Source organism: Trichocoleus sp. FACHB-6, from assembly GCF_014695815.1.
Lineage (GTDB): Bacteria > Cyanobacteriota > Cyanobacteriia > Cyanobacteriales > FACHB-T130 > Funiculus > Funiculus sociatus.
Genome location: NZ_JACJOY010000125.1, coordinates 16199 through 34085, shown reverse-complemented (window position 1 = coordinate 34085; position 17887 = coordinate 16199). Strand labels below are relative to the sequence as shown.

The following is a 17887-nucleotide window of genomic DNA, read 5'->3' as shown; positions in this document are numbered from 1 at the left end:
GTTACAGTATTTTGCGTCAGTGAGGATGCGTCTATTTATCGTTGCTATATTTTGCTGATGGATGAGATTGACGACTATTTGACGGATGAGACCGAGGCACCGAAATTTTATCATGTTCCTGTTTTGAGTCGGGAGTTAATTGAGGGGTTGGCAATCCGTCCAGGGGGACACTATTTAGATGCAACGGTGGGGGGTGGTGGTCACAGTCGGTTAATTCTGGAAGCTGCGCCGGATACGACTGTGACGGCTATTGACCAAGATCAGCAAGCGATCGCATCCGCCCAAACCGAACTCGCCCAGTATAGCGATCGCATCCACTTCTGGCACGGCAATTTTTCTGAGTATCAGCCGAAAAATCTCACTTTTGATGGTATAATAGCCGACTTGGGTGTTAGCTCGGCTCAGTTCGATGTACCAGAGCGAGGCTTTAGTTTTCGCCACGAAGCTGAGTTAGATATGCGGATGAACAGGGAGCGATCGCTTACAGCAGCTGAGGTGATCAATCACTGGGAAGAATCGAAACTGGCAGATATCTTCTTTAAATACGGGGAAGAACGCCTATCCAGACGAATTGCTAGGGCAATTGTGGAAAAACGCCCGTTTCAGACAACAACACAGTTAGCGGAAGCGATCGCTTACAGCGTTCCCAAAGCATACCGCTACGGCAGAATTCACCCAGCTACTCGCGTCTTTCAAGCCTTGCGAATTGTAGTTAACGATGAATTAACTGCGCTGGAAACCTTCATAAATAAAGCACCCACCTGGTTAAAACCAGAAGGCAGAATTGGGATTATCAGTTTTCACAGTTTAGAAGACCGACTGGTGAAGCACGGGCTGCGGGGAACGTCAATCTTACGGGTGTTGACGAAAAAGCCGATTATACCCCAAGAAGATGAAATAGGAAATAATCCGCGATCGCGTTCAGCTAAGCTGCGAATAGCAGAACGAAAGGAGCCTTGATATATCGTAGGGCGTAATATCTGCGACAGAAACGCGGGTAGGGGTATGGCATTGCCCATTGGTGTCAACTTAAGCCCTAGCGAATGGAATTCGCGGCTACAAAAACGAAGTCCGGATGGTGCGCGGACTAACGCGCGCTGATCAAGTTTCTTTTAACCCGCGCAGGCGGGTTTTGTTTGTGTAGCTGCGGTTTCAACCGCCAAGCTAACGTTAAACTGACACCGATGGGCATCGCCATGCCCCTACAGGCAATTGATATGTTGTATTCTTTTTTAAGATTGGTATTATTAATTGCTAACTTTTAACTTAAAACTTCTAACTCCACAGGAATTTGTCTTGGCAATTCCACCTGAAAAGTGGAGCCTTCCCCCAGCTGACTCTCTACCTTAATCTTTCCCTGCATCATCCGAACCAAGCGATCGCTAATCGCCAGCCCCAAACCAGTACCGCCCTTGTCGCGTGTTAGACTCTGATTGAGTTGGCGAAATTCTTGAAAAATCTGCTGTAAGTCCGACTGATCAATGCCAATTCCCGTGTCTTTAACAGCAATCGCTACTCGATTATCAGACAATTCCTGCGCCTCCAGCGAGATGCTACCAGAATCAGTAAACTTAATCGCGTTGGAGATGAGATTAATTAAAACCTGCCTCAAACGGGCTTTGTCATTGACAACACAAGGGTTATCCAGACAACATTGAATATTCAGTTCCAACTGCTTCTGCTCTGCCAAACACCGGAGTTCTTCTACAGTTTCCATCACCAGTGCGGCTACGTTAAATTCTGCTAAATCGAGATCCAGCCGTCCAGCCTCCAGCTTAGAGAAATCCAGAATCTCCTCGATCATCTTCAGCAGGTGCTTACCACTATTAAGAATGCGCTCCACCATATTTGCTTGACTTGGGGGCAGGTGATGGTTACGCTGGCGCAGCAGCAGTTGAGAAAAGCCAATAATCGCGTTCATTGGAGTACGCAGTTCGTGGGACATCAACGCCAAAAACTGCGATTTCAACCGAGAAGCTTCTTGAAGTTGGAGATTTTGCAGATGATAGGTGCGAATTTTTTCTTCAGCTTCCTTGCGGGCGGTGATGTCGCGCATGATCCAGCGCAGGGAGACAACCTTGTCTTGGCGATCGCGCACACTGGCGACAGTCAGAGCCGCATGAAAGCAGTTGTCACGACGCGGTTTCACAACCACCTCCCACTCGCGCTCCGAGCCGCCTTCGCGTAGCCGCAGAAGTTTGGTACGAAAAGCGCGTCGTTCTTCCTGGGAGATAAAGATGATTAACGGCTTGCCCATTAAATAATTGTGCGCGATACCCAGCAAATCAGCTGCGGCGCGATTAGCTTCCCGAATTGTCCCATCAGCATCAGTCACCAGGTAGCCATCTGGCGCGAACTCGAACAACTCCTGATAGCGCTGGCGTTCCGCTTCCACTGTTTCCCGCGTTGATTGCAGTTCCTCATTTTGCTGGCGCAGTTCCTCTTCGGCGACGCGCAGTTCTTCCAACGAGGTGCGGAGTTCTTCGAGAGAGTCCACCAGCAGTGCTGGATACTCTATTACATGGGATTCCCCAGCTCGCTGATATAAGTTACCAGCGCGGTTATACACCTTCTTCATTTGCTGGGTAAATTCGTTGGTGTTCATTTTGGGAACTAGAGGTTGTTTTTAAAAGTAAAGGGTATAAAAGGATTCTTCAATTTTTCTTGTCTTGCTCCCAGGTTTGGGAAATAAAGCTACTTTTTTTTGTTTTCGGCCCTTTTGGCTTTTCTCTTCCTATAGAGAGATTTCCTAGAGAGAGATTAATTGTTGCGATCGCTTGTGCTTACGCGCTAGTGGAACATCACTAACCCAGATGCATTGGTTTGAATAGGGTTTCTTTTAGAGTAAGTGAATATTACTATACGCCCCTAGAGCTTTAAAGTAATCCACAATTTGGTGATTATTACAAAAACCCAAGTTTATTAAGGCGTTTGTGGGATTTGGCTGGCCCTCGTCCCAATCCACGATCCTTATTCAAACCGGATTTTACTGCTTCTGGAAAGCAATGTCAGAAAAAATTCCTTTTCAGCCACCAGTCATTGAACGGGGTAGTAACAAAATTATGCTTTTCATGTTAAAGCCTTTTTGAGATTCTACACGACCAATGTGTTTTAAGTTTCTTCTTACTTTCTCAGAAAAGCCCTTGTTTATTAGGCATCTTGCCAAACTCAGCCAAAAACTTTACTTTTCGGCTTATAGCTTAAGCTATCTCACGATTCCTGGGTAAATGTTTCAAACTGTTAAAACGGGTTTAAGTTTTTAGCTTGAAATTTATTTCCAGGCTCATGAATCCAAGAAGTTTATTTTTTTGTTAAGAATTTCGCCATTTGTTACTTTCCTGTGTAATTAAGTAATTTGAAATTGGTATATCCTTATAGACATAAGATTTACAAACTTAGGATGTTTATCACTCCCCTATCAGGCTGAAACTAACTAGCTCTTAAGTTATATACAAGATTTCACCTAAGAGGATGTCCCAGAAGTGTCAAAAGTTAGTTTGATTCCCCCCCAGCCCCCCTAAACAATGGGGGAGAATCAAGCAAAAATACTAGGCGATTGGAAATCGCAGCTACACAAACGAAGCCTGCCTCCGCAGGCTGAATTGAGTCCGCGCAGGCGGACTTGGTTTGTGTAGCCCCAGACTTCCAGTCTGTGGGGGATTTACAAATACGGGATGCTCCCGATCTCCACCCTCTAAGCGTCTCGATTATGACTTTTCAGACATCCTCTAAGAAGCCTCTAACGCCTCTTGCTCCTCCATCACCAAAATCACTCCCTGTATTTCTCGTTGGGAGTTAACCAATGGCGTGCAGGTAACTTTACACGCGATCGCCTTACCGCGCCGAGTGATAGCATTTGCTATCACTTCTTGATAATCACTTTCCCCAGACAAACATCTGCGGATGGGCTGTTTAAGTTGCTCTACAGGTAAGCCAATATCCAGATTCAGAAAGTGCTGTCCCTGAACTTCATCGACTCGCAGCCCCCACAAATCTTCCGCTTTGTAGTTCCAAATCTGGATGTACAAATCTTGATTCACCACCACAATACCGCCTCGCAGACTGGTAAAGATAGCCTCTAAAAAGGCGTTTACTTCGTTGAGTTCTTCGGTGCGGCGGCGCATTTCATCGTTGAGAGTTTGCAATTCCTCGTTAGTCGATTGCAATTCCTCATTCATTGTTTCTAATTCTTCATTAGAAGATTGCAGTTCTTCGTTAGTTGTTTCTAATTCTTCATTAGAAGATTGCAATTCTTCGTTAGTCGTTTCTAACTCTTCATTTGTAGACTGGAGTTCTTCATAAGCCATCTCCAGTTCTTGGCTAGAGTGCTGCAAGTCGTCTTGCAGCCGTTTATAGCGGCTGACATCGGTAAAAGAAATCGCAACGCCCAGGATATTGCCGCTCATCTCTATCAAGGGTGACACTAGCACGTCTAGATAGATTAAGTCACCGGAGAAAGTTCTCCATTCAACATCTTTGATGTGAACCGGACGGCGATCCGTATAAGCTTGCTCAATGCAGGAACGCAACTCTACCGGACGATAAGAAATTTCTAAATCTTGCAAGGGACGACCGAGATCCCCAGGCTTCAAGCCAAACATGGCTCTGGCTCGTTCATTTACCTGCATCAGCAAGCCATTGACATTTACCACTATCTGTGGAACTACGGAGTTATCAAAGGCGGCTTCTCGGATGCGTGTATAACTGCCGATATTGTTCACTTTCTGGTCTTTATCAGTATCTGCCATGAATAATAAGCGATCGCGCATACCTATCTTAGGCACTGTTGTAAACACTCGTAGCTTCAAATCTACAGGTGTAAAACGATGAGCGTGAGTAACCAACATCTCAGCTTTCCCCAAAAACAGAAAGCCGCCCTCTCGCAGGGCAAAGTGAAAGCGGTTGAGAATTTTGCCTTGAGTTTCGGCATTGAAATACATCAGGGCGTTGCGGCACACCAGCAAGTCAATGCGGGAGATGGGAGCATCGATAGTTAAGTTGTTCCGCCCAAAAATCAGGGTACGACGTAGATCCTTACGGAAGCTGTAGCCGCGTTCGCATCGCTCGAAATACTTATCTAGCATTTGGGGGGAAAGGCTCTCCACTGCCTGAAGAGTGTAACTAGCTTGGCGGGCTTGGGAGAGTGCTTCTTCGTCTAACTCAGTGGCGTAAATTTTCACTCGTGCTTTGAACTGTTCCACCCCCAGCGCCTCAGCCAGTACCATTGCCAGGGTATAAGCTTCTTCTCCGGAGGCACAGGCAGCACTCCAGACGCGGATCGGTTCGTTGGCTTCTTTATTACCAACGATGAGGGGAACGATTTTTTCGCCGATGTAATCCCAGGCTTCGCGATCGCGAAAGAAGCAAGTAACGTTAATTAATAGGGTATTGAATAGCGGAATAAATTCTTCTTGATATACTTGCAAGTAGTCTAAATAATCGGTATAGGTTTCTATCCCTACAGTTTGCATTCTTTTGTTTACCCGACGCATCAAGCTAGAACGCTTATAACCTGTGAAATCAAAACCACGGTTGTTTTTTAGGTACTCTAATAAGGCTTCAAATTCAGGCTCAATATTTTGCCGATTCATTACCAGGGAAATTTTAGTTTTGGCTAGTTTGTCAGTGGCTAATGGTTAATAAGCCAGAGTTTGAACAATTAGCTATTAGCTAACGACAATTTATTAAAGACTATGAATAACGACTATCCATCATCAGATTTAACAAAGTAGTAGCGATTTCATCTAATGGGAGAATCCAATCAATACAGCCGGTATCAATGGCGTTTCCTGGCATCCCGAAACTATCTGAAGATGTTTGATCCTGCGCGATCGCTTTGCCTCCCATTTTTTTGATCGCCTGGATACCGCTGGCACCATCGCTACCTTTGCCAGTGAGGATGACGGCGATCGCTCGTTCTTTAAAACTAGCTGCTACTGACTCAAATAGCAGATCGGCTGAGGGGCGCACAAAGTGTACCAATTCGGTTTTTGATAGCTCGATGGTAGCGTCTGGGTTAACCAGCAGATGATGATTGGGAGGGGCGATGTAGACTTTTCCGGGACGCAATTGATCTCCTTGTTGTGCCTGCTTAACCGGCAAAGCCATGCGAGCATTCAGGATTTCAGCTAGTTGGCTGGCACGATGGGGTTCTAGGTGTTGCACTATAGCGATCGCTGCCGGAAAGTTTTCCGGTAAGGCAGACAAAAGCTCAGTTAAGGCTTTCATCCCTCCAGCAGAGGATGCGATCGCCACTATTGGGAATGGGGATTCGGGGCTGGGGACTGGGGGCTGGGAAGACAAGGTTTCTGCCCCATCTCGCCAGTTTCTGTTGTCTACTCTCCCATTCTGCCCATTTTCCACTTCCTCCCCATCTCCATGTTTCAGGCCTTTTAACAGCACTTGCCGGATAACGGCAGCGTTTTGCTGTGCCTCCTGTTCCTGCTGTGCAAACCGTTGGGCTGACCTGGCTTGGTTGCGCTCGTGTGCGCCTTTAAACATCCGATTGGCAAGAGCCGCCCGCTCCTCCAGCGCTCGGAGTCCGCTCCACAGCGCGGTTTCTAGCGCCTCTGATTGCTCCGCTAGCAGCGTTTCCCCAGAAAAGGCGTGACCTGTGCGGCATCGGAAGCGGAGCAGTTTTCCGTCACCTAGTTCCCACAATGCGCCGCCGCAATCGGGACAGGCAAAACCAGAGGGTGTCCCTGGTCTTTCATATTTTGAGTGAGCAGCCATATCTAATTCCACCAGATCGGTTTCTGTTTCCATCTGAGCAGATGCAGAACCTGCTTTCTCTTCTACTTGCTCTTGAGCCAAGCGTACTAAGAAGGGAGCGATCGCATTCAAAGGCAAAATATGATCTACATCTACATTTTCGATAGCGCTGCGCGGCATTCCGCTAAACAGGGCCTCGTCGGGATTTTGAGCAATGGCTATACCGCCTCGGCTTTTCACCCCTGCTAAACCAGCAGTACCGTCGTCAAGATTTCCTGAGAGCACCACACCAATTACTCGCCGCCCGTAGTGCTGCGCCGCCGTGCGAAACAGAGGATCGACTGCTGGTCTGTGACCGTTCTCTTTGGGGCCACGCGCTAGGTGGACGTATCCGCGTTTGATCATTAGGTGGTAATTTGGCGGTGCTACGTATATGTGGCCGTGCTGAATTGGCGCTCCGTCTTCGGGGTGCGCCGCTCTCAAAGTGCCGTAACGATTCAGAATATTTGGCATTAAGCTGGTGCCGTGGGCTGGAACGTGAAGAACTACAAAGATTGCAGCTGGCAGATCAGTCGGCAAAGCCTTAACCAGCTTTGACAGAGCTTCTACTCCACCTGCGGAGGCACCAATAACAATTATGTCGTGACCGGGCATTTAACTCCTAATTACTTTTGTGAAAGTAGCCTTTTGTGTCTAGTGGTAGATGCTTTTTTAGCGATAAAGCTAGGCTGTCAGGCTACAAGTTGTTATTAGTCAGTAGTTATAGCAGTCTTAAACGGAATGGCACTTAACTTTTGTGCGCTCAAGCCCTGAAGTAAAGTTCAGGACTGAAACCTCAAGTGAGATAAAACAAACTAAAATGGTTCCTATTTATTAATTTAAACCCATTTCAACGGGTTGAGCTTTCAGACGGAAATTTATTTCCCGCCTCTTTCTTTGGTAGTATCACCTACGACTTCCTCTCGTGAGTCCTAAATTTACAAATTAAATAGGACTTCTATGGTAGCGATTATTTATTGCTTATTACTTATTAATTATCGGTTAGTTAATATTAATTATACTTTGGTTTCTCACCTGCTCAAACTTCACATCCCTCCAGGGGGGAAAAATAGGCTGACGCGCGAGTCCAACCTCCGCTGACTTACTTACTAACGTTGCGAGCCAACACTACTTCAAAAGTAGACCCTTGTCCCAGCTTACTCACTACTGATATTTTACCGTGCATTAATTGTACTAATGAGCTAGTGATCGCAAGTCCCAAACCTGTACCAGCATACCTTTTGGAGAGGGATTGATCGACTTGCCGAAATTCTTCAAAAATATGGTTTATGTTTTCCTGGGCAATGCCAATACCTGTATCTTTAACAGCGATCGCAACTTCATTAGGAGAAACTTCCCACAGCTTGACCCATACACCACCGAAATCGGTAAACTTAATCGCGTTGGAAAGAAGATTTACCAAAATTTGCCGCACGCGAGCGCTATCGTTGATTATTTGCGGGTTAGCTAAATCTGCCTGAACCTCTAAACTCAGATTCTTCTCCGAAGCAAGCGATCGCAATTCATCAGTTGTTGCTCTCACTAGATGCACCAGGTTAAATTCGTCTGGTTTGAGTTCCAGTTTTCCGGCTTCAATTTTCGATAAGTCGAGAATGTCATTGATTAGCGTTAACAGGTGTTTGCCATTGCTGAGAATCCGTTGCACCATGTCTTCTTGGTGCTCGGTAAGCGGATTTTGCCGCTGGCGCAACAACAACTGAGAAAACCCAATCACAGCATTCATTGGTGTCCGCAGTTCGTGGGACATGGTGGCGAGAAACTGCGATTTCAATCTAGCAGCTTCCATTAGTTGCAGGTTTTGCAGCTGAATCTGAGTTGAAAGGCTTTCCAAATCCCGGTTTTGTTGACCCAAGATTTCATTCTGGTAAGCTAAACGTTCTTCTCGCTCCTCTAAAGTATTAATCAGACGAGCATTATTGATGGCGATCGCTGCTTGTTCTCCCACCGCCGCCAGCAGAAATCCGTCTTCCTGGTCAAAAGCATGAGAGTCTTCCCAGTTACCAATCGCCAGCACTCCTAGCCGTCCCGCTTGCGCCGACTCAATCGCCACCACATACATTGAAGCAGCCATCTCGGAACCTGTTTGGCTGTGTCCCTCTTTCCCTCTTTCCTCGTCCTGAATCAGCTGGGAAATTCCTGTCAAAAACACCTGAGAAAGCAATCCTTCCTCTGAAGCAAAGCCATTTTCTAGCTGCAACTTTTCCGTACCTATCCCCGCCGTGACCGTCAGCACCAAGCGATCGCATTGGGGATTTTGCAACATTATGAAACAAAACTCCGCGCCTGCGATCGCATCGCAAACCGCTTGCACCATCACCCGCAACAACCCTGGTAAATCTGACAGACGCTGGTTGAGTAAATTTGTCAGTTGCTGTAGCGTCCGCAGTTGTTGCTGTTGTTCCCCCAGAATGATTATTGCCTTGCGTAAATTATTACTCGCTTCCTGCGCTTCCCGGTATAGTTGCCCATTTTCCACTGATAAGGCAGCACGACGGGCGAGTTCTTCCGCCAGCGCTAAGTCTGATACGTCGTAGGCTCCTTTTGCTTGGGTGCAAACCAACGAAATCGCGCCGATCGCCCGCCCGCGCACCAATAGCGGCACTACTATATAAGAGCGGAAGCCGATATCCCGAACTATTTGTAGGTGTTCGGCATCGCGGGTAGCTGCTTCCAGCATATCGTCGGTAATTTCTCGAACTAATTCCGAGTTGCCAGTACGCAACACTTTCATCGCCGGATGTCCTCCGTCGATGTCCGGCGGGTAGCGGTGCTTTAGCTGGCGCACCAAATTTTCTTTGCTAGGATCTGAAACAGCCGCCCCCAGCCGACGCACTAAGCCATCCGCTTCCAGAATGTCTATTAGGCACAAGTCTGCTATGTGATTCACCACCAGTCGCGCTAGAGTTTCCATAGTCGCCTGGTAGTCTAGGGAAGCAGAGAGGACGGCACTAGCCTCAGCCAGGAAACGCTGCCTTTCTAAGGCTTGCTTGCGTTCTGTAATGTCGCTAATAATACCTGACATCCGAAACGCTCTGCCTGTGCTATCCCGTTGCGCTTTGCCTTTGGCAATACAATAACGATATTCCCCGGAGACATGGCGCAGTTTAAATTCTACATTACATTCACTCTCTAGCTTTAGGTGAGCGGTAACGATCTCGATGATTCGCGGTCTATCTTCTGGATGTATTAGTTGACAAAACGCATCGTAAGTGCTTACAAACCCATCGCCGGACAAGCCAGTGATTTCAAAACAGCGCTCATTGCAGTAAATTTGGTTTCTAATGATATCCCAGTCCCAAATCCCGTCGTTCGATCCTTCTAGAACAAATCGGTAGCGTTGTTCGCTTTCTTGGAGTAGCTGATTTGCTCTCTGGGCAAGCGTTTCAGCCCGATTCAGCCGAATGGCATTTCTGAGCGACCGAGCGAGACTTTCTGGGGAGACTTTGCTTTTAGAAATATAATCTGATGCACCTGCTTTCATCACCTCAACGGCGATTTGTTCGTCTCCCTGGCCAGTTAATACTACCAGGGCGGCTTTGAAACCAGACGAGCGGATATCTTGCACCAAGCTCAGTCCGTCACCGTCGGGGAGGCGATAGTCGAGGAAAACGCAGTCAAAATCATCATGACTTAAAGATGCGATCGCTTCTCGACAATTGATTGCTTCCACCACTTCCATTTTTATGCCAGCAGTTTTTAGCGATCGCCGCACCGCCATTCGATCTACTTCATCGTCATCAACTATCAGTATCTTTAAAATTTCTTCCATATGAATTAGTTTTTAGTCCGTTGTCTGTTAAAGTTTTAACGTTTGAATGTTTTCAGGCTTTAATGTGTTGTAATATTTTCTAACGTTTCAACTTGACAACTGAACTAATTACGGCATTTCACTGAGCATCCAGTATTGATTGAGTGTTGCCACTGCTTCCACAAATTTAGTAAATGTTACTGGTTTAAGAATATAGCCTGCCACATTCAAATTATAAGCTTCTACCTTATCTTTGTCTTCATTGGAAGTAGTTAGGACAATCACGGGCGTTGCGCGGAGTTCCGGATCTGCCCGCAACTCTCGCAAAAACTCAATTCCGCCCATTTTCGGCATATTTAGGTCGAGTAAGATTAACCGACGCTCTCGCGGAATTTTTGTTACATTGTCCTCATCCCGCAAAATAGCCAGCGCTTCTAACCCATTGTGGGCGACATAAAACGGATTTGTGATATTGTTTTTTTTAAAGGCTCGTCGCACCGTCATCACATCAACTTCATCGTCATCAACAAGCAACAAATTTGTCATTTTACCTTCCATATTTTAAATATAATTAAAACTGGTAATTGGGAGCATCCTCCCCCAGTCCCCAATCACTTACTTTTTGGCTGTTTGGGCCAGGTGAAATAGAAAGTTGCTCCTTGCCCTAATTGAGATTTCAGCCAAATTGTTCCTCCTTGCTGTTCAATAATTTTCTTAACAATAGCTAGACCAACACCAGTATTTTCTACCTTGTCTCGCGCTTCCAGTGTCTGAAACATCACGAAAACTTTTTCATGATATTGGGGAGCGATCCCATTTCCGTCATCTGCGACAGCAAATTCGTAGCACGTTTCTCTATTCTGGACAGATATTGTCACATTTCCCTCTGACCGAGGGTGGTGTTTAATACAGTTGCTCAGCAGATTAGCAAACACTTGCTCTAAGAGCAAGCGTCCTGTAAATAACGTTGGCATTTCCGGCTCTATGGTAATGGTAAAGGTTGGAGGAGCTGGCAAGGAGCCGATAATGTTTGTCAGCAAGGTTGCTACGTTTACAAGTTCTGGTGGTTTGCTCACCCGTCCGACGCGGGAATACTGCAAAAGTGCATTAATTAGTGCTTCCATGCGATGAACGCGCCCCCGCAGTAAATCCATGTTACGGCGCGTTTCCAGATCGAGTTTATCTTCGATATCTTCTTCAATCCAAGTCGAGAGATTTGCGATCGCTCTCAATGGTGCTTTCAGGTCATGGGAGACAATATAAGCAAACTGGTCGAGTTCTTTGTTGCGTTTCTCTAGGTCAGCGTTAGTCTGGGCGAGAATACCACTCAGACGGGCTAATTCCTCCGCACGGGCCAGCAAATCTTCTTCAGCTTTTTTGCGCTCGCTGATGTCAACACAAGAGCCAATATAGCCAGCAAAAGTGCCATCGGGTGTAAATCGCGGTCTTCCTGTATCCAAAACCCAGCGATACTCCCCATCTGCACGCAAAAGACGGTATTCCATCTGGAAATTTTCGCGGACATGAAAAGCCGTCATGTAGGTATCCAAGCAACGTTGGAAATCATCTGGATGCACTCCTTGAGTCCAACCGTTGCCCATTTCTTGCTCCAGAGTCCGTCCTCCGAAGGTAAGCCAACTTTGATTGAAGAAATTACACAACCCATCTGTCCCCGACATCCATAACAACACTGGCGCACTATCTGCCATTGTGCGGAAACGTTCTTCGCTTTCTTGCAATGCTGCTTGCGATCGCTTACGCTCAGTCAGTTCTTGTTCCACTGTTTGGAACAGACGAGCGTTGTCAACTGCTAAAGCAGCACGACGAGCCAGTTCAGAGGCAAATATGAGGTCAGATTCGTTGTAGTGACGATTAGACTCAGCCCAGACAAAGGTAATCGCCCCCAATGTCCGCCCGCGAGCTACCAACGGTACGATCATTGCAGATGTGTAGCCAATTTGCCTGAGCAGTTCCAGTTGTTCTGCGTCGCGGGCTACCTCCACCAGGAGCGAGTCGGGAATCTCTGGGTATAATTCTGCCTGGCCAGTACGCAGCACCTTTGCCAGACCATACGGCTCGTTCATGTCGGGGGGGTAGCGTTGATGCAATTGTTGCGCCCATTCCACCTTTGACGGGTCTACATGGATAACTGCCAAGCGGCGGGGTGTCTGTTCCTCATCAAGGATATCGACGCAGCACCAGTCAGCCAGATGGGGGACAGCGAGGTGAGCCAAGGTTTCCAGGGTGGTTTGGTAGTCAAGGCTGTTAGAAAGTAGGGTGCTAGCCTCGACAAGAAACTGCTGTTGTGCTTGCGATCGCTTATTCTCGGTGATATCCATGCACACGCCGAGCATTCTGACTGCATTTCCTGTTTCGTCGCAAAAAACCTGACCTTTTCCCCCCATCCAGCAGATATCGCCGTTAGGCGAAATAATCCGGAATTCAATGGCGTAATTGGTTTTCTGCTCTACAGATTGCGCGATCGTTTTCTCTACAAACTCCCGGTCTTCCGGATAAATCTTTTCAACAAAATCTGCAAAAGTCCCGCTTCCAGTAGCTATAGCATTCATAGGTTCCAGCGTATCCGACCACGCCAGTTCCCCTGTCAGAATGTTCCAGTCCCAAATCCCCATTACTCCCGCGTCTAGGGATAACCGCAGTCTCTCCTCACTTTTACGCAGCGCTGTTTCCGTCTGCTGTCGCTCAGTAATATCTAAAATCAGAGACAGCACTGAAACGACATTCCCCGACTCATCTACTAAAGCCGAGTTGTACCACTCGCAGTAGACAATCGAGCCATCTTTTGTATAGTTCCGGTTGTGGGAAATATTACGCCGTTCGCTGCCATTGAGTAACCGGGATACTACCCCATTGACAGATGCTAAATCTTCAGGTAATACGAATTTCCATTCGCTCGGATGTTTACCCATTAGTTGGTCGCTTTCCCATCCGAATAGCGTTTCGGCTTGCTGCGACCACTTGATCACCCGAAAGTTACTATCCCACTCGATGACTGCTAGTGGCGAGTTTTCTAGATGAAAGCTGAGTATCTGGAGTGCATCTTGTGTAGTTTCTTGCTTTTGGGTAGGGATAGCGCGATCGCCTTGCAGCTTTTGGCGATAAGTATTAACCACACTCGCTACGCTTGCTGTCGCCAAAGTAGTTTTACTTTCGCGACTTCTAGTTGCTTGATGCTTTTTTACCTGCAAGAAAGCGGCTAAAACAGAGGTCAACATTCCTCTTTTGATGCCACCATACAAGACACTAATTAAAATAACCATAAAAATTAAGCTAAAGTAGCCATTTTTATCGCTATTTATATTGAGAGTGTCTACTAGCAGTTTAATTAGCAAAGCTAGTATTACCGCTACTATAGGGACACCGTAACGCATAAGCTAAGAGCAAACCACTAGGCAAAAGCTCCATCCTCCTAATGACAAAATGCCACACAACAGCTGCTTCGACATCCACCACTAGGAGGGCAACTAATTTTTTTAATAGTTTTGGGTTTTGAGTAAAAACGCCTTCTAAATGTAGAGACTTTGCTAGCAAAGTCTCTACACGCGGGTACACAAACAGGACTTACGCAGTTAATTAGTGAATGCCTGATTCTGTCGTAGGGGCATGGCATTGCCATGCCCCTACAGCGTGTTGACGTGCGTAAGCCCTAACAAACCAAGCTACCCTCCCCCAAGGGGAAGGCTTAGCCTACAGCCTAGAGGCGTATATTTAACAAGGAAACTTCTCGCCTCTCAACTCCTAACTCATAACTTCTAACTCCTCGCTTCTTGGCGGAAATTTAGACCAGGTAAAGCGAAATGTCGATCCTTGACCTATTTGAGATTCCAAGCGGACGCTTCCCCCTTGAGTCTCGACAATTTTTTTAACCAGAGATAAACCAACGCCAGTGTTTTCCGCTGTATCGCGGGCTTTTAAGGTTTGAAAAATCTCAAAAACTCTCTCGTGGTACTCGGTAGCAATTCCTGGCCCATCATCTGCTACGGCAAATTCGTAAAAGTTGCCTTGGTCTTGAACAGATATTGTCACCGTTCCATCGGCTCGATCGTGGTGTTTGATGGCGTTGGAAAGCAGGTTGGCAAAAACTTGTTGTAAGAGCAGGCGTTGGGTGGAAAGAGTGGGCATTCCCGGTTGTACGCTGATGGTAAAGGCGGGTGGGGGTGCTAGGGAGTCTACGATCTCTGCTAGCAAGTTAGCAACGTCCACTTTTTCAACTGATGCTTTGACTCTTCCGACGCGGGAATAATGGAGGATGCCATCGATCAGTGCTTCCATACGATGAACGCGCGATCGCAGTAAAGTTATATTGTGCTGGGTTTCTTCGGATTGACCAGGTAAATCTTCTCCAATCCAAGTGGAGAGGTTAGCGATCGCTCTCAAGGGTGCTTTCAGGTCATGGGAGACAATATAAGCAAACTGGTCGAGTTCTTGGTTGCGTTTTTCTAGGGCGGTGTTAGTTTGAACCAAGATAGAACCAAGTCTGGCTAATTCCCCTGCACGCGATCGCAAATCTTCTTCAGCTTTTTTGCGGTCGGTGATGTCGCTGTTAATTTCCAGAATTGCTAACGGTTCCCCGTCATCATCCACCTGCAACGACCAACGACTAGAAACAGTAATCTTGCTTCCGTCGCGCTTGGTGTGAACAACTTCGCCCTTCCAATAACCTTCTTCTTGGAAGACTTCTTGAATTTCTTCTAACGGTTGCGGAAATTCGGTTTTGAATAAGGCGTGGCTCAATTGACCAATGGCTTCTTCTTTTCTCCAGCCATAAATCCGCACTGCACCCTGATTCCAATAGGTAATCAGATCGTTGCGATCGCGCACAATAATCGTATCATTCGCCAAGTCGAGCAGAGTCGCTTGTTTTCGCAGAATTTCCTCCGACTGTTTGCGCTCCGTAATGTCGCGGACAATCCCAATTAACAGGTGCTGATTGTCCAATCGCATTTCGCTAAAGACTAACTCCATCGGGAACACTGTCCCATTCTTCCGCTGTCCTGCTGTCTCTTGCAGCCGCCGAATTTTGGAATAGTCATTGCCAACAAAGCGGTTCAGAGTTTGGACGCTATCACCGCTAAAGTATTGTGCCAGCAAGAGTTTTAGGTTTTTGCCAACAACTTCCTCTGGTTCATAACCAAACATCATCCCGGCAGCTTTATTAAAAGATTCCAGGTGTCCCTGCTCATTGATAGTAATAATCCCATCAACCACATTATCCAAAATTGCCTGGATGCGAATATTACTTTCGCGCAAGCCAGTTTGCCGTTCTGCAAGTTCCCGGTCTAACTGGTCAAACAGATACACAGCTGCCAGCGAGCCTAGCACCCCAAGTATTACCGTAGTACCTAGTACGCCTATGGTAATTACCTGCTGCTGGTTTAATTCCTGTTTGCGCTGAGAAAGCAGTATCTCCTCTTCCCTAGAAAAATCAGTAATTTGCCGACGAATGGCATCCATAGTGATTTTGTCTTGAGCATCCAATCTGAAGGTGTCAGTGGCTCCTTGTTGGATGGCTCTTAACCTAGCCACATTTTGGTTCATAATGTCGATTTTTCGCTGGGAAAGCGATTGAATCTCTCGGACTCGTTGTTCCTGTTCTGGTTTATTTTTGACTAGCTGACTCAGTTCCTCGATAGTGTGAGGAATGCTAGCCATCCCAGAATCATAGGGTTGCAGATATTCAGGGCGATTCGTCAGAGCATAACCCCGAACTCCAGTTTCGGCATTTACTAAAGCTGTGAGCAAGCGATTGGCATACAAAAGCACCTTTTGAGTATGGTCTACATATCGTTGCGCCACTGCGTTACTGCGTTGAAGTGCCGCAAATGCTACTACTGAAGTTAAAAGACACAAAATGGGAATGGCAATAATCAGCGCACCCCGCCGACGCACGGGTAAGTCTGACCAGAGAAGACGCAGTTGTTGAGTTCCAGAGGCGGTCATTACGAACTTCTTGTTTTGTGCTTTTATTTCAATCCCTGATAGGGATTAATATAGAACCACCCCTGTTCCAACAAGTCAAACCCTAATAGGCATTAGGCAGACTATACCATGTCCATGAGGCAGCGCTGTATTTGCTTTGCCCTAATCCCCAATCCCTTTTGAAGATCGAGATTTTAAGAAATCCGCAAAAAGGGTGATTCTAAGGCTGCCAACCCGGTATACTCATACCAGCGCTAGTTGAAAACCGTGATTGTTCTAATGGCACCGACTCAAGCAATGTGGAGAATTATAGCCGATAACATCCAGCGATTTCCAGCAACACATATCTCTGGCTGCGATCGCGTGGTGTGCTTTAGCTGTGTTCTGTGTTTGACTATAGGGTCTTGACAAAATCAAGAGCAGTGGTGGTTTAAAGGGCGCGATCGCTCACAGGTTTGTACTACAATTAACCAGTCCCTAAACTGTCACCAGAAACAAACGCTGCCCTTGACATTAATGTAGTGTAATGTTTACCTAGACTACCCTTAGTAAACAAGAGTGCTGAAATTTGCTCGGGAGGGAATAAATTATCAGAACACTGAAGCGATGCACTTTAATTGACTGCTGCAAAATGTTTATAAACTCAATTATTTTAAGAAAGTCATAGAATTGGAAAGTGTGGAAGTAAAAGATGAGCCAAATTCGCGTAGCTTTAATTGAAGACCACGACCTAACCAGGGTCGGGATACGAACAGCGCTGCAACAGCGTGGGGAAATAGAATTTGTCGGCGAGGCAGCAAATGCCGCCGAAGGTCTGAAGTTACTGGAAGCGACCAAGCCAGATGTCGCCATTGTCGATATTGGTCTGCCAGATATGGACGGGATTGAATTAACAAGAACGTTCAAAGAAGCGCAGGCAGCATTGGAAGACCCAGCTAACACGAAAGTATTGGTGTTGACCTTGCAAGATGACGAAGAAGCAGTGCTGGCGGCATTCGCAGCAGGTGCAGACTCGTACTGCATGAAGAATATCAGTTTTGATAAATTGCTGGAAGCGCTGCAAGTGACTCACGAAGGCAACGGATGGATTGATCCAGCGATCGCCCGAATTGTCTTAAGGCAGACCAGAGCCAGTCAAGCAGGAGGCGATTTAGCACCTGCATCAAAAACGGTAATAATTCATGCTACAGAGCCAGAATACTCTCAGCTAATAGAAGCTTACCCGCTGACAGAAAGGGAATTGGAAGTTCTGCAACTGATTGTTGAAGGCTGTAGCAATGCCGCGATCGCCGAAAAACTATACATCACCGTAGGAACCGTAAAAACCCACGTCCGGAACATCTTAAATAAGCTGTGTGCCGATGACCGCACCCAAGCAGCTGTGCGTGCATTGCGCTCTGGTTTAGTAGGATAAACACTCTTGAGCCA

At 46.7% G+C, this 17887-nt stretch carries 9 protein-coding genes; 2 read left to right on the top strand and 7 right to left on the bottom strand.

Features of this window, described 5'->3' with window-relative positions; all coding sequences use genetic code 11:
* Nucleotides 1-57: 57 nt before the first annotated feature.
* A complete protein-coding gene (rsmH, locus tag H6F66_RS25195; RefSeq protein WP_190427535.1) occupies nucleotides 58-960 on the top strand; it encodes a 16S rRNA (cytosine(1402)-N(4))-methyltransferase RsmH in 903 nt (300 codons plus the stop codon).
* A 301-nt stretch (nucleotides 961-1261) separates the two neighbouring features.
* On the opposite strand, the gene H6F66_RS25190 is transcribed toward rsmH, so the two are convergent.
* The 7 genes from H6F66_RS25190 to H6F66_RS25160 form a co-directional block, all read right to left on the bottom strand.
* Complete coding sequence (locus H6F66_RS25190) at nucleotides 1262-2605, bottom strand: ATP-binding protein (RefSeq protein ID WP_190427356.1); 1344 nt, start codon at nucleotides 2603-2605, stop codon at nucleotides 1262-1264.
* A 1123-nt stretch (nucleotides 2606-3728) separates the two neighbouring features.
* Nucleotides 3729-5591, bottom strand: coding sequence for a CheR family methyltransferase (locus H6F66_RS25185; RefSeq protein ID WP_190427353.1), 1863 nt, complete (start codon nucleotides 5589-5591; stop codon nucleotides 3729-3731).
* A gap of 100 nt (nucleotides 5592-5691) precedes the next feature.
* Nucleotides 5692-7365 carry a chemotaxis protein CheB gene (locus H6F66_RS25180; protein ID WP_190427339.1) on the bottom strand — a complete coding sequence of 558 codons (1674 nt, stop codon included), beginning with the start codon at nucleotides 7363-7365 and terminating at the stop codon, nucleotides 5692-5694.
* Nucleotides 7366-7852: 487 nt separating this feature from the next.
* Nucleotides 7853-10540: an ATP-binding protein gene (locus H6F66_RS25175; protein WP_190427337.1), complete on the bottom strand. Its 2688-nt coding sequence runs from the start codon at nucleotides 10538-10540 to the stop codon at nucleotides 7853-7855.
* 108 nt (nucleotides 10541-10648) lie between these two features.
* Nucleotides 10649-11077, bottom strand: coding sequence for a response regulator (locus tag H6F66_RS25170; RefSeq protein WP_190427334.1), 429 nt, complete (start codon nucleotides 11075-11077; stop codon nucleotides 10649-10651).
* Between the two features lie 53 nt (nucleotides 11078-11130).
* A complete protein-coding gene (locus H6F66_RS25165) occupies nucleotides 11131-13911 on the bottom strand; it encodes a PAS domain S-box protein (RefSeq protein WP_190427331.1) in 2781 nt (926 codons plus the stop codon).
* A gap of 367 nt (nucleotides 13912-14278) precedes the next feature.
* Nucleotides 14279-16480: a PAS domain S-box protein gene (locus H6F66_RS25160; RefSeq protein ID WP_190427329.1), complete on the bottom strand. Its 2202-nt coding sequence runs from the start codon at nucleotides 16478-16480 to the stop codon at nucleotides 14279-14281.
* Between the two features lie 670 nt (nucleotides 16481-17150).
* On the opposite strand from H6F66_RS25160, the gene H6F66_RS25155 reads away from it, so the two are divergent.
* Nucleotides 17151-17873: a response regulator transcription factor gene (locus H6F66_RS25155; RefSeq protein WP_190427327.1), complete on the top strand. Its 723-nt coding sequence runs from the start codon at nucleotides 17151-17153 to the stop codon at nucleotides 17871-17873.
* The last annotated feature ends 14 nt before the right edge of the window (nucleotides 17874-17887 follow it).

Excerpts from the sequence above, each read along its gene's own strand:
- H6F66_RS25175 (WP_190427337.1), bottom strand. The coding sequence starts at position 10,540 with ATGGAAGAAATTTTAAAGATACTGATAGTTGATGACGATGAAGTAGAT.
- H6F66_RS25185 (WP_190427353.1), bottom strand. The coding sequence starts at position 5,591 with ATGAATCGGCAAAATATTGAGCCTGAATTTGAAGCCTTATTAGAGTAC.
- H6F66_RS25190 (WP_190427356.1), bottom strand. The coding sequence starts at position 2,605 with ATGAACACCAACGAATTTACCCAGCAAATGAAGAAGGTGTATAACCGC.
- H6F66_RS25170 (WP_190427334.1), bottom strand. The coding sequence starts at position 11,077 with ATGGAAGGTAAAATGACAAATTTGTTGCTTGTTGATGACGATGAAGTT.
- H6F66_RS25165 (WP_190427331.1), bottom strand. The coding sequence starts at position 13,911 with ATGCGTTACGGTGTCCCTATAGTAGCGGTAATACTAGCTTTGCTAATT.
- rsmH (WP_190427535.1), top strand. The coding sequence starts at position 58 with ATGGATGAGATTGACGACTATTTGACGGATGAGACCGAGGCACCGAAA.
- H6F66_RS25160 (WP_190427329.1), bottom strand. The coding sequence starts at position 16,480 with ATGACCGCCTCTGGAACTCAACAACTGCGTCTTCTCTGGTCAGACTTA.
- H6F66_RS25155 (WP_190427327.1), top strand. The coding sequence starts at position 17,151 with ATGAGCCAAATTCGCGTAGCTTTAATTGAAGACCACGACCTAACCAGG.
- H6F66_RS25180 (WP_190427339.1), bottom strand. The coding sequence starts at position 7,365 with ATGCCCGGTCACGACATAATTGTTATTGGTGCCTCCGCAGGTGGAGTA.